The sequence below is a fragment of the Sutcliffiella halmapala genome, from assembly GCF_050107295.1.
GTDB classification, from domain to species: Bacteria; Bacillota; Bacilli; order Bacillales; family Bacillaceae_I; genus Sutcliffiella_A; species Sutcliffiella_A halmapala_A.
Genome location: NZ_JBNIKR010000017.1, coordinates 14,255 through 26,327, shown reverse-complemented (window position 1 = coordinate 26,327; position 12,073 = coordinate 14,255). Strand labels below are relative to the sequence as shown.

Sequence of the window (12,073 nt, the reverse complement as noted above, 5' to 3'; positions counted from 1 at the left end):
TAACATACGTTGTATACTTGCAATTGTTCAGTGAGAGGCCATGATATTCCTTATTGCTCGTAGGTACAGATAAAGCACTATAAGGATAATATTACTGTAAAAGTAATTACACTTTGGAGAAATTATCACTGTACAACAATAAAAAATTATAGGAGTGAATATAGATGGAATTACAATTAGCATTAGATTTAGTAAATATCCCAGAAGCAATTGAGTTAGTTAAAGAAGTGGAGGATCACATTGATATCGTTGAAATCGGTACACCGGTTGTAATCAATGAAGGACTTCATGCAGTAAAAGCAGTAAAAGAAGCATTCCCTAACTTAAAGGTATTAGCAGACTTAAAAATCATGGATGCAGCTGGTTATGAAGTAATGAAAGCTTCTGAAGCAGGTGCTGATATCGTCACAATTCTTGGAACTGCTGAAGATATGTCAATTAAAGGTGCTGTTGAAGAAGCAAAAAAACAAGGTAAAAAAATCCTTGTTGATATGATTGCTGTTAAAGACCTTGCTGGACGTGCAAAAGAAGTGGACGCTATGGGCGTGGATTATATTTGTGTTCATACTGGCTACGATCTTCAAGCAGTTGGTAAGAACTCTTTTGAAGATTTACAAACCATCAAAAGTGTTGTAAAGAATGCTAAAACTGCAATCGCAGGTGGTATTAAGTTAGACACACTTCCAGAAGTCATCAAAGTACAACCAGACCTTGTCATTGTAGGTGGCGGGATTACTGGACAAGCTGATAAAAAAGCTGCTGCTGCCAAAATGCAACAAATGATTAACCAAGGTTAATTCACATCATGAATACAACTCAATACCTAGCTGAAATCATAAAAGAGTTAAATCGCTCCGTAGATTTAATTTCGAATGATGAAGCTGAAAAATTAGTTAATGGGATTCTTGAATCAAAAAAAATCTTTGTTGCAGGCGCAGGTAGATCAGGATTTATGGCCAAATCATTCGCCATGCGAATGATGCATATGGGGATAGATGCTTATGTGATTGGCGAAACCGTAACCCCTAACTTTGAAAAAGATGATATTTTGATCATCGGATCAGGTTCAGGAGAAACGAAAGGTTTAGTTTCCATGGCTGAGAAGGCAAAAAGCATCGGTGGGTCGATTGCAGCTGTAACCATTTTCCCTGAGTCCACTATTGGACAATTAGCGGATATCACAATTAAGTTGCCTGGCTCACCTAAAGATCAGTCGGAGAGTGATTTTAAGACGATTCAACCAATGGGCTCATTATTTGAACAAACACTTTTACTATTTTACGACGCTGTGATTCTTCGGTTCATGGAGAAAAAAGGTTTGGATACCAATAAAATGTACGGTAAACACGCCAACTTAGAATAGATATATTATTCCCCAAGTTCTAAATAGGAAAGACCGCAACTGTTTCCATGCAAGTTTGCGGTCTTTCTGCTAGAATGAACTATTATTTGTAATATTTTTAGGAGTGATAAAATGATTTCTTTAAATGGAAAAACTGCAATAGTTACTGGCGCAGGAAGAGGCATTGGCCGTGCAACTGCTATCGCCTTAGCCAAAGAAGGCGTTCATTTAGGCCTAATCGGCTTAAATATGTCTAATCTAGAAAAGGTAGCTGCTGAACTAGCACAATTTGATGTTAAGGTTTCTGCAGCAACAGCAGATGTGACCGATCTTGAATCCGTTACCCATGCTGTTGAACATATCAAATCAGACTTAGGCCCAATTGATATCCTAATCAACAATGCTGGTGTTGCTAAATTTGGTGGGTTCCTTGATCTAACACCAGAAGAATGGGAAAAAATCATCCAAGTCAATTTAATGGGTGTGTATAATGTAACAAGAGCAGTATTACCAGGAATGATCGAAAGAAAATCAGGAGATATCATCAATATCTCTTCATCGGCTGGCCAAAAAGGTGCTCCTGTTACAAGTGCCTACAGTGCTTCTAAATTCGCTGTTTTAGGACTAACAGAATCACTTATGCTAGAAGTAAGAAAACATAATGTCCGTGTCACTGCTTTAACACCAAGTACGGTCGTTACAGATTTAGCGATTGATACAAATCTTGTTAAAGGCAATGAAGAAAACGTGATGCACCCAGAAGACCTTGCAGAATTAGTCGTGGCTAGTTTGAAATTTAATCCAAGAGTATTTGTTAAAACAGCTGGATTATGGTCTACAAATCCATCATAAAACGAAGCAGATCCGGTGGGGTCTGCTTTTTTAGTTCGTCTTACTTACCAAGTTAGCATGCGGATACATCCGAGTGCTAACTAAAGATAAAGGTTTAGGAAAAAAGAAAAAGGGACGAGTAACCACTAAAATAACTTGGCGGTTTTTGGTACTTATGTAATTTTCTGATGGTATGAATTGGCTGAGTCTGAACATAATATCAATGGTGTAAATACATTATTATCTTATTAGGAGATTGATGTTTATGTTTAAGAAGAGGACGAGTTCAGGGATAAGAAATAGCACAGAGCAAGCCCAAAATACACCAATCACACTAGAGGTTATCCTTGAACGCGTAGACAATATGGAAGACGCTGAAATAATAGAACATCAAACACCTAATGTTTCCACAATTATACTGGTATACATAAGAACATTGATTGATAACGAAAGGTTAAATGAATCTGTAATTCAACCATTACGGAGCTGCAGCAATGAAAATCATTTGGAATGTATTTCCGCCTCCAAAATTACAGAAATTTTAACGGTGGAAGAGGCCGAAAAGCAATTGATGCTGGGATCTATCCTTATTTTTGACACCGATGAAAATCAATGGTGTTCAGTCAATCTTAAAGATCCATTAGGAAGAGGGATAGAAACCTCTGAAACAGAAACAATTCTTTATGGAGCCAAGGACAGTTTCACTGAAAACATAGAACAGAATATAGCCTTGATTCGCAGAAGGCTGCCAATAACAACCTTGAAAACAGAAAAATTCACGGTAGGATCACTAACTGAAACAAATGTTGTCTTAATGTATATCGAAGGTATAACGAATACTAAATTCATTACGATTGCCAGGGAGAAAATCAAAAATATCAATTATGACCAAATCCTTGACTCCTCCCAACTAGCAGCATTTATGGAAGATCACACACATACTGTATTGCCACAATTTCAACAAACTGACCGTCCTGATGTGTGTGCCTACTCTCTTGGCGTTGGTAAACTTATCATTCTGGTCGATAATACACCGTTTGCTCTAAATGCTCCAATCACCTTTTTCCATTTATTCCAATCACCTGAGGATTATATTAATCGTTGGATTGTTGCAAGCTTCTTGCGGATCATAAGATATTTAAGTTTCATGCTCTCCTTACTGATGGTTCCAATATATGTTGCGTTAACGACACATCATTATCAGATGATTCCCTTGCAAATTTTATTCGTCCTTGTGGATACGAGAAGTCAATTGCCACTAAGCCCGTTTTGGGAATCGCTCATTATGTTGGTGACAATTGAAATCATTAAAGAAGCAAGTCTAAGAATGCCTACGAAATCTGGTCAAACATTAGGCGTCATCGGTGGTATTGTCGTTGGACAGGCAGCTGTAGAAGCAGGGTTCGCTAGTCAAGTTCTGATCGTTTTGGTTGGTATTTCTGCTATCGCTTCGTTTCTGGTGCCGAATTATTTGATGTCCAAAGCCAATACTTTGATACAGTTCATACTATTGATCCTTGCTTCTTTTCTTGGAGTAATGGGCATTTTTATGGGCATCCTTATACTTTTTGTCCATATGAACGCACTTACTTCCTTGAAACAGCCATATTTAGTCCCTGTTACACCTTTTTATGGAAAAGATTGGCTTGATCTATTTATTCGTGGACCATTGCAATGGATGAAAACAAGGCCTGAGGCTCTTCATCCTTTACAGAAATGGCGTTATAGCCGAAGGAGATAATCCCATTGACTGAATTTTCATTGTTCGAGAAAACCTCTTCATATGACGGTGTTTATATGACTTTGATGGTCAACAGGATACAAATGCTATATTTTGCGATTATCATGCCAGTTTTTCTCATATACCCCTATATGATTTGGATGATTATCATCGTAGGCGGACTATCACAGGTCAGTATATTCATGTTATCGAAATGGTTTACTTCCAAGTATGCATCCACAGGCTACGAAGGTTTTGTAGATCTTTTCGGTGAGCGTATGGTACGGTTACTTTCTTTCATCGGAATCGGTTTCATTTTATTAAAAGTGACAGTAATCACACTCGGATATGTAGAAGTAGTACAACATTTTATCTTCCCTTCATTGAATACGAATTGGATGATCCTTTTCATTTTGCTTATTTGCTGGTATGTTGCTTCACTAGGGATGGACAGTACGATCCGTTTCATCGTCATCGCTTTTTTGTTTACAGCTCCAATGCTCTTGTTATTATTGAACTTCCCTTTTCAGCCTTATGCTACTATACATGATCTATTTCCGTTAATACCATATGAATGGACGATGAAATCATGGAAAAGTGTGCTGTTTATATGGTCAGCTTTTTCTGGGCCAGAATATTTGGTTTTACTTGCCCCTTGGTTCAATACGAGAGCAAAAATCCTCAAATACATGACAATCGGAAATACATTTACCGTTTTTGAATATCTGTTTATATTCATTGCATCTTTGTTTTTTTTCGGATCACATTATCTTGGAGAAAACAAATTGCCGGTGGTGGAAATGATACGTTACCTGAATTCTCCAGTGTTTGAGCGAATCGATATAATTTTAATCTCTGTATACTTATTTCACTTTGTATTCGCCATTTCAATCTTCTTGTTACTTTTTTATGGTGCAATTCGTATCACTCTGAAGAAATCGAAAGTTCAAACGACTCGATCAGGATTTGCATTATGTTGTTCTATATTTATCATTTGTTTAATGATACTAAATGAAATGTTGTGGAAAAAGGCAACTAATCAAAATATTTTGTTAGAACTAGAGATATGGGCAGGAGCGCTCACTTATTTATTCGTACCATTACTTCTTTTCATCTCTTTAAAGCGAAAGGTCCGTGACTAGTATGAAACATAAACATACCAAAATACTTTTCGTCATTTTAATTAATATAATCTTTTTATCTGGTTGTTCGCCTATTGCAGAAAAAAATCTGATTGAAGAAATTGCACCTGTGACTTTTTGGTCGATTCAGAAAGGAGAGGAGGAGAACTACAGAATGAGCACTTTGATACCTCCCCTTGTAAAAGAAAAGAAACGCCTTTTGACTGTTCAAGTCGACTTGTTAAAAGAAGGCATGAAGGGTTTCAATTTAAAGTATTATAGAGAATTGAAAGTTGGACAACTCCGGATGCTGTTGATCAGTGATGAAATTGCAAAAGAAGGGATCGAACCATTGATTGATACGATTTTGACAGATCCTGATATTTCTAAACGTTTGTATGTAGCCATTGTCAAAGGGGATTTTGATGAGTACATCAACAGTCAACTTGGAGCACAAAAAGACCTGGATTATTATCTCTATCGGATGTTCAAACATTACGAAGATCAGGGGAAGTTGACTGTTGTGAATTTGCATCAATTCATGAAAGCGCTCCATTCACCAGCGAATTCTCCTGTAGTGCCTGTATTTGAAGCTAGTGGTGGTAATTTCCAATATCAAGGTACTGGCATTTTTAAAAATGACAAATTGATCGAAACCACCAACAACATGGAAGAGGAAATATACCAGCTTATCGACAACGATCACTTTTTAAAGTATTTTCCGATCCGTGACTTATCTTTTGTTCTAGGCCATGTGACAGCCAATGTTCATTGGTATATGGATAAGACATATTCTGAACTGAAGCTCACCGTTCAATTGAACGGACGGCTAGACGAGATTGCCCGGGAACATAACGTGCTCACCCGGGATGAACTTTCAAATTTCGAGACGGAAATTGAATTGTATTTAGAAGAACAGACTACCAAGTTTTTAAAAAAGCTTCAAGAGAATAAGGTTGACCCTTTACAATTAAGAAAGTATACCTTGAGACCTTTCTCAAAACCTCTTAATGGGAAAGAATGGTCAAACAGATGGGAGCAGATGGAGGTCAAAGTTGATTATGACCTTAAAATCCAACCGCTAACAGATATCAAAAACTGATGAATCCAACTCTGAAGAAAATGTGGGACATCTCCCGTGGAACTGTTGTCGCAGTTTCACATATAAGGGGGGCGTTCTTTTCCTTTCCGGCTTGGTCATACGGACGATCAAACAACGAAAAATGGGGTATCTTCACGTCACCGAAGAAATAAAAAAAGAAGCCTCTCAAAAGTTCGCTGAACTTGTGCTTGCGATGTAAACCCGATGTACTCACACGAAGAAACCCGAGTAACCAGTACATCGTATTAAATATTAAAGCACCGACGGCAACTCCACCAATTAAAGATGGATCAGGCATTCTTCCAACTACCGCCGTATCAACAGCTCCTAATATAGTTGTTGAAATTCCCGATATAATGAGAGGAATAGCTAGTGTTAAATACTCCCTTTTTGTAATAGTAACATAGGTTTGTATTTTTATAGGTTGTGTTGCTAGTTTCATAATATTTCACCTTTTATCTATATCATTATGAATTTAAAGTAATTAAAACGGAGTTTTAAAACCCATATGCTATTCCTTTTAATAACAAAAAGAGTCACACCATTATAATATGTTGTGACACTACATCATCGTTTTAAATCTGATTTAACTATATCTAATCATTATTTAACGCTTTATACCATTTTCACACAAGTTGGAATCGATCGAAACCTTGGGTGTTCAGCAAGGACGGAGTTCCTTAATCGTGTAACTACAGGGTGCTTTGATGAAAAAAATTCATCTTTTGAATCGTAAAGCTCTATCAATTCTCCTTTTTCAAGGACACCAATTTTATCAGATATTGAAAAAGCAGCTTTAATATCATGTGTAATAAAAAGATAAGATAAATCGAAATCATCTTTTAAATCGCTTAATAATTGTAAAATTAAGCTTTGTGTTACCATATCTAAACTACTTACCGATTCGTCAAGGACGATTAACTTTGGCTTTAGTGCGATAGCTCTAGCAATATTGATCCTTTGCAGTTGCCCGCCGCTAAATTGATGAGGGTACTTTTTTAAATCTTTTTCACCTAATCCTACTCTTTCTAATAGCTCAATAACTCTATTTCTTTGTTCTTCGTTAGTTAATTTCTCATAGTTCTCTAATGGTTCACTTATAATACGTTCAGCTGTCATCCGAGGATTTACAGATGAATATGAGTCCTGAAAAACAACTTGTAGGTCGCGACGTATTTTTTGTTGAGATGCTTTGCTGGCATTATATATGTCATATCCTTGAAACAAAACTTGACCTTGCTGTGGACGTTGTATCCCAAGAATTACTTTTCCTAAGGTACTTTTTCCGGCTCCGCTTGTACCTATCAAGCCCAAACATGTACCCTCTTCAATAGTAAAGGAAATATCATTAAGGACATTATTTGATTGAGTAATAGCTTTAAATAGTTTCTTTGAATTAAAGCTAAGGTGTACTTGTTTTACCTGCAATAAGCTCAATGATTTCACCTCTCGGATTATTTAATCCTAATCACAACGTATAAGTATAGGGTTGTTTCTCAGTATATAAAGTAGGCCTGTTCTTTAATAACTTCTTCGTGTATTCATGACTTGGATTATCAAATAAATCAAACACATTTGCTGATTCGACAATTTTACCATGTTTCATCACGATTACATCATCTGCCATTTCTGAAATTACTCCAAGATCATGTGAAATGAGTAAAATTGATGTTCCATAATCAGAGCGAACCTTGTTTAATAGACGAAGGACTAGTAATTGGCTATGAAGATCCAATGCTGTAGTTGGCTCATCTGCAATAATAACAGAAGGTTGTAAGCATGCTGCCATAGCAATCATCACTCGTTGAAGCATGCCTCCACTTAATTCAAAAGGATAGTTTTTCAACAATTTTTGAGGATCTTGCAAATTTACACTTTCCATCACATTAATCGCAAGTTCTCTTGCTTGCTTTTTACTTAATGAGGTATGCGATTTAATTGTTTCAACAAATTGATGTCCAATTGTAAACACGGGAGTAAAAGCATTCATCGGATTTTGCATAATAAAAGCTAATTCTTTCCCACGTATTTTTCGCATTTCTTTGTTTTCTAGACCATTTAACTCTCTACCTTGTAGTGTAATGCTTCCCCTAATATCTAAATTGTTCTTGTTGTGAAGCTGTAAGATTGACATACTTGTAACGGTTTTACCACAACCGCTTTCCCCAACAAGTCCTAAAATCTTTCCTTTCTTAATTCCAAAGTTAATATCCTGAACTAGTGTAGAAAAACCCTCATCAGTTCGCACTTGAACATGTAAGTTTTTTACATGTAAAACATTTTGCTCATTCATTCCCATTCTTAAGACTCCCTTCTCATTAGCGACGTTTTACTCCAAATCGCTCTGAGAGTGATTCACCTAGTAAATTAAAAGTAATAACAACTAGCATAATCATTAAACCTGGATAAATCATTAATGAAGGATGTGTCCTAATATAGGACTTCCCTTCATGAATCATCGCCCCCCATTCCGGAGTAGGTGGTTGCACACCTAAGCCTAAAAAGGACATGGATGATAAATTCATAATCGCCCAACCCATTTCTAATGTTCCCATTACTGCTAGTGGTGGTATAACATTAGGAAAAATATGTTTCTTCATGATGGTCCACGTAGAAGAACCACTGATTTTAGCTGCCGTAATGTAGTTCTGTTCTTTCAGGCTAAGCACCATTCCTCTAATGACCCTCGCATAATAAACCCATTGTACGAGGATTAACCCTAAAACGACTTGTTTAAGTCCGGCTCCCCAAATACCAACGAAACCAAGAACAAACAAAAGACTTGGGATTGCCATTAGACCATCACCGAGCCTCATTAACAATTGATCTATCCAACCACCTTTGTACCCAGCAATAATACCAATGATTAAACCTATACTTAGAGCTGAAATAAAAATGAGTATAGCAAACCCAAGTGAGATTCGAGCTCCAAATAATATACGTGAAAACGTACATCTACCTAAGTGGTCTGTACCTAATGGATAATCTAAAGAGGGTGATTGTAATTTATGAGCTAAATTAACCAAAACAGGATTATTAGGTGCAAGCCAAGGGGCAAAGATCGTGATCAAAAATAACACTAAAATAATTAACGAACAAAGGACAATCAACATTTGATTATTTAATATACCACGAAACTTCGCTATCATTGGTACTGACTTCCTTTTCTTGAAATACGAGGATCAATATACATTTGAATAATGTCGACTATTAAGTTACTTATTAGGAAAATACCCGCTGCTAATAGCACATATCCTTGAATGACAGGGACATCACGGTTAAAAATAGCCTCAATAAAATACCGTCCAAATCCTGGCCATGAAAAGACAGCCTCTACAATAATAGCCCCAGTCATTAAGTTTCCTAAATTCATTCCTAGTCCAGTAATCATAGGAGAAATAGCAATGCGAAGGACATGTTTACCCATTATAACCTTTTCATGAACCCCTCTCGTCCTTGCAAAGAGCACATAAGACTCTTGTAAATTTTCAAGAACGCTTGCACGTAACAGACGAGTATATAATGCTATTAAAGGGAATGCCAAAGTAAGAGAAGGCAGAATTAAATGTTTCCATGTTCCCGTACCTTCTACCGGGAAAAGGTCTAATTTTACTGAAAAGAAAAATATGAATAAATATCCGAGCCAAAATGATGGAATAGATGCACCAATAAAAGAGAGGAATCGACTAAAATGGTCAATTCCACTGTTCTTCTTAACTCCTGCTAAAAAACCAATAGGCACACTTACCATAATAGCAATCAAGAGACTGCCTAAGGTTAATTGAACAGTTGCTGAAATACGGGAAGATATCTCTTCCCATACTGGCTTATTCGTAACATAAGATATGCCAAAATCAAATTGGCATATCTTAATTACAGCGTTCACATATTGAATAAGGAGAGGTTGATCTAATCCAAACTCCTGTCTTTTTTGGGCCAAAAGTTCTTCTGTCGGCTGGATATTAATTGCAGCTAAGTACGCTTCAGCAGGATCTACTGGTGATAGGTGAATCATTCCAAATGTCAGCAGTGTAGCTATTAAAAAAATTGGAAAAATAGTTATAATTCGTTTCAAAATATAAGTACCCATTAGAAAAACCCCTGTCGCTTACTCCTCGATACTAATACCTGTAAAAGGATGTTCATCCCTATTAGCAGGGAATGTAAAATTAGAGACACCTTTTTGATAGATTGCAATTTGCCTAATATAAGAAATCGGTACAATTGCACCTTGCTCTTGTAATGAACCTAAAATGGATGTGTATAGTTCCTGACGCTCATTTTCGTCAGTTGTTTGTTGGACAGCAGCAATTTGGCTCAACAACTCATCCTTGTTAGGATAAGATGATATAGCTTCTCTAAACCCAAATCCTTCTGTTGCAACTGCGTTTACGAAAGCATGTGGGTCATATGGAGCTCCCCAATTACTATAGAAATTCATATCAAATTCATTCTTATTAAATCTTTCGACTTGAGTAGGAAGTTCAACTCCGTTAATGTTTAATTTCACACCAATTTTCGCCCACTCAGATTGTAGTGCTTCTGCCATCGTCTTTTGAATGGATTCAGCAGAATTATACATTAGCTCGATTTCAAGTGATTTCCCGTCTTTTTCACGAATATCTTTTCCTTCTGGTACCTTCCATCCTGCATCATCTAATAATTGCTCCGCTTTATTAACATCATAATCAACCGTGGTTGCATTAACATTTGAAGTGTAAGGGAAGTTACTTGATAAAAGATAGTCAGCCTTCTCTTCCAAACCAGATGTCACACCCTCAACAATTGCTTCCTTATTAAAGCCATAATGTAAAGCCTGACGAACTTGGATATCTGAAAGCGTCTCCCTATTCGTATTCATTACTAGTATTCTAGTTGCAACTGGTTCAGAAACACTACTCTCATAGGAGTCTGTAGAATTTAAATGATTAAAAGCATCTATATTAATAACACCTTCACCATATATAAGGTCCAATTCACCTTTCTCAAAAGCTAGTACACGTGTTTCCGCATCAGGAATGACTTTAACAGTAATTTTCTCAATATTAGGTAATTCTCCCCAATAGTTTTCATTACGTTTGAAAGTCGCAAATTCATCTACTTTATATTCATCTAATACCCATGGACCTGTTCCAACTGGTTGTACTATACCTTTTGACGTGTCACCGTCTTCAGGAAAGCCTGCTTCTCCAAGGAATCGCACCGGGCGAACAACCGCTAATTCTTGAATAGTAGGGTAATAAGATTCTTTTAATGTAAATTTAAACGTATGTTCATCTATGACCTCTGTTTTATCAATTAACGAAATAAATCTTAACCAACTATGTCTTTCTCTGTGGTCTAAAATAGTATCAAAGTTCTTTTTCACAATCTCAGCATTGAAACTTGAGCCATCAGAAAATTTCACATCTTGACGTAAATTGAACACATACTCTTTTCCATCTTCAGAAATCCTCCAGGACTCTGCTAATTGTGGTTTTAACTCTCCTCCATCTTGGTAACTAACTAAAGTTTCATAAATCATAGATTGAGCGAACAATTGAGATGGATTGTATACATGTGGATTCATTTCACCTACATCTCTTGGCCAAGCAAAAGTAATCATATTGCTATTTTCACTTGGAGCATCTGAATTTTCACTCGTACAACCAAGTAAAATCATGGATAAAGTTAGAATCATTACAGAAATTTTTAAGAATCTTTTTATAGGTATTCGTTTTTTCATTAAACTTACTCCCTTTAGTTGAAAGTGATAACCATTATCAATGCTAATGTAGGTACATCTATTTGTCAATGTAATTTCATATTTTTAGCTAAGAATCAAGTCTATTGATATTTATTTAATAATCAAGTATAGGGATGTGGTAAAAAAAAATTCAAATGAGCTCTATCTCTCCTAATGTTTGAGCTTCAATAGATATAAAAATGATTATATCCCTCCATAAATACTCATTATT

General features: G+C 36.3%; 11 protein-coding genes and 1 pseudogene. 6 read left to right on the top strand and 6 right to left on the bottom strand.

Going from position 1 to position 12,073, the window contains the following annotated elements; genetic code table 11:
* Positions 1-164: 164 nt before the first annotated feature.
* The 6 genes from hxlA to ACQCT5_RS21065 all read left to right on the top strand — a co-directional run bounded on the left by hxlA (position 165) and on the right by ACQCT5_RS21065 (position 6,116).
* Positions 165-797 (top strand): 3-hexulose-6-phosphate synthase, encoded by a 633-nt coding sequence (gene hxlA / locus ACQCT5_RS21090; RefSeq protein WP_010191728.1) that lies wholly within the window; start codon positions 165-167, stop codon positions 795-797.
* An 8-nt stretch (positions 798-805) separates the two neighbouring features.
* On the top strand, positions 806-1,363 hold the full coding sequence (gene hxlB, locus ACQCT5_RS21085; RefSeq protein ID WP_499644854.1) for a 6-phospho-3-hexuloisomerase: 558 nt from the start codon (positions 806-808) through the stop codon (positions 1,361-1,363).
* A gap of 111 nt (positions 1,364-1,474) precedes the next feature.
* Positions 1,475-2,194: a 3-ketoacyl-ACP reductase gene (locus ACQCT5_RS21080; protein WP_026566628.1), complete on the top strand. Its 720-nt coding sequence runs from the start codon at positions 1,475-1,477 to the stop codon at positions 2,192-2,194.
* 244 nt (positions 2,195-2,438) lie between these two features.
* The gene (locus ACQCT5_RS21075; protein WP_499644851.1) at positions 2,439-3,914 is read left to right on the top strand and encodes a spore germination protein; all 1,476 of its coding nucleotides are present in this window, start codon (positions 2,439-2,441) and stop codon (positions 3,912-3,914) included.
* Positions 3,915-3,919: 5 nt separating this feature from the next.
* Positions 3,920-5,035, top strand: coding sequence for a GerAB/ArcD/ProY family transporter (locus ACQCT5_RS21070; RefSeq protein ID WP_499644849.1), 1,116 nt, complete (start codon positions 3,920-3,922; stop codon positions 5,033-5,035).
* Position 5,036: 1 nt separating this feature from the next.
* Complete coding sequence (locus ACQCT5_RS21065; RefSeq protein ID WP_499644847.1) at positions 5,037-6,116, top strand: Ger(x)C family spore germination protein; 1,080 nt, start codon at positions 5,037-5,039, stop codon at positions 6,114-6,116.
* A gap of 199 nt (positions 6,117-6,315) precedes the next feature.
* On the opposite strand, the pseudogene ACQCT5_RS21060 reads toward ACQCT5_RS21065, so the two are convergent.
* The 6 genes and pseudogenes from ACQCT5_RS21060 to nikA form a co-directional block, all read right to left on the bottom strand.
* Positions 6,316-6,558 (bottom strand): annotated as a pseudogene (locus tag ACQCT5_RS21060) (MATE family efflux transporter); the annotation flags it as partial.
* Between the two features lie 173 nt (positions 6,559-6,731).
* The gene (nikE, locus tag ACQCT5_RS21055) at positions 6,732-7,553 is read right to left on the bottom strand and encodes a nickel import ATP-binding protein NikE (protein WP_499644845.1); all 822 of its coding nucleotides are present in this window, start codon (positions 7,551-7,553) and stop codon (positions 6,732-6,734) included.
* A gap of 31 nt (positions 7,554-7,584) precedes the next feature.
* Positions 7,585-8,415, bottom strand: coding sequence for a nickel import ATP-binding protein NikD (gene nikD / locus ACQCT5_RS21050; protein ID WP_499644843.1), 831 nt, complete (start codon positions 8,413-8,415; stop codon positions 7,585-7,587).
* Positions 8,416-8,434: 19 nt separating this feature from the next.
* Positions 8,435-9,265, bottom strand: a complete 831-nt coding sequence (gene nikC / locus ACQCT5_RS21045) for a nickel ABC transporter permease subunit NikC (RefSeq protein ID WP_499644841.1) — start codon at positions 9,263-9,265, stop codon at positions 8,435-8,437.
* Entirely contained in the window at positions 9,262-10,206 is a 945-nt protein-coding gene (nikB, locus tag ACQCT5_RS21040) for a nickel ABC transporter permease subunit NikB (RefSeq protein ID WP_499644838.1), read from the bottom strand. Before nikB ends, nikC begins: the two co-directional genes overlap by 4 nt.
* An 18-nt stretch (positions 10,207-10,224) precedes the next feature.
* Positions 10,225-11,841, bottom strand: a complete 1,617-nt coding sequence (nikA, locus tag ACQCT5_RS21035) for a nickel ABC transporter substrate-binding protein (RefSeq protein WP_499644836.1) — start codon at positions 11,839-11,841, stop codon at positions 10,225-10,227.
* Between the last annotated feature and the right edge of the window lie 232 nt (positions 11,842-12,073).

Bases quoted from the DNA above. Each gene is read 5' to 3' on its own strand.
- hxlA (WP_010191728.1), top strand. From the start codon at position 165: ATGGAATTACAATTAGCATTAGATTTAGTAAATATCCCAGAAGCAATT.
- ACQCT5_RS21080 (WP_026566628.1), top strand. From the start codon at position 1,475: ATGATTTCTTTAAATGGAAAAACTGCAATAGTTACTGGCGCAGGAAGA.
- nikC (WP_499644841.1), bottom strand. From the start codon at position 9,265: ATGATAGCGAAGTTTCGTGGTATATTAAATAATCAAATGTTGATTGTC.
- ACQCT5_RS21065 (WP_499644847.1), top strand. From the start codon at position 5,037: ATGAAACATAAACATACCAAAATACTTTTCGTCATTTTAATTAATATA.
- nikB (WP_499644838.1), bottom strand. From the start codon at position 10,206: ATGGGTACTTATATTTTGAAACGAATTATAACTATTTTTCCAATTTTT.
- nikD (WP_499644843.1), bottom strand. From the start codon at position 8,415: ATGGGAATGAATGAGCAAAATGTTTTACATGTAAAAAACTTACATGTT.
- ACQCT5_RS21075 (WP_499644851.1), top strand. From the start codon at position 2,439: ATGTTTAAGAAGAGGACGAGTTCAGGGATAAGAAATAGCACAGAGCAA.
- nikA (WP_499644836.1), bottom strand. From the start codon at position 11,841: ATGAAAAAACGAATACCTATAAAAAGATTCTTAAAAATTTCTGTAATG.
- hxlB (WP_499644854.1), top strand. From the start codon at position 806: ATGAATACAACTCAATACCTAGCTGAAATCATAAAAGAGTTAAATCGC.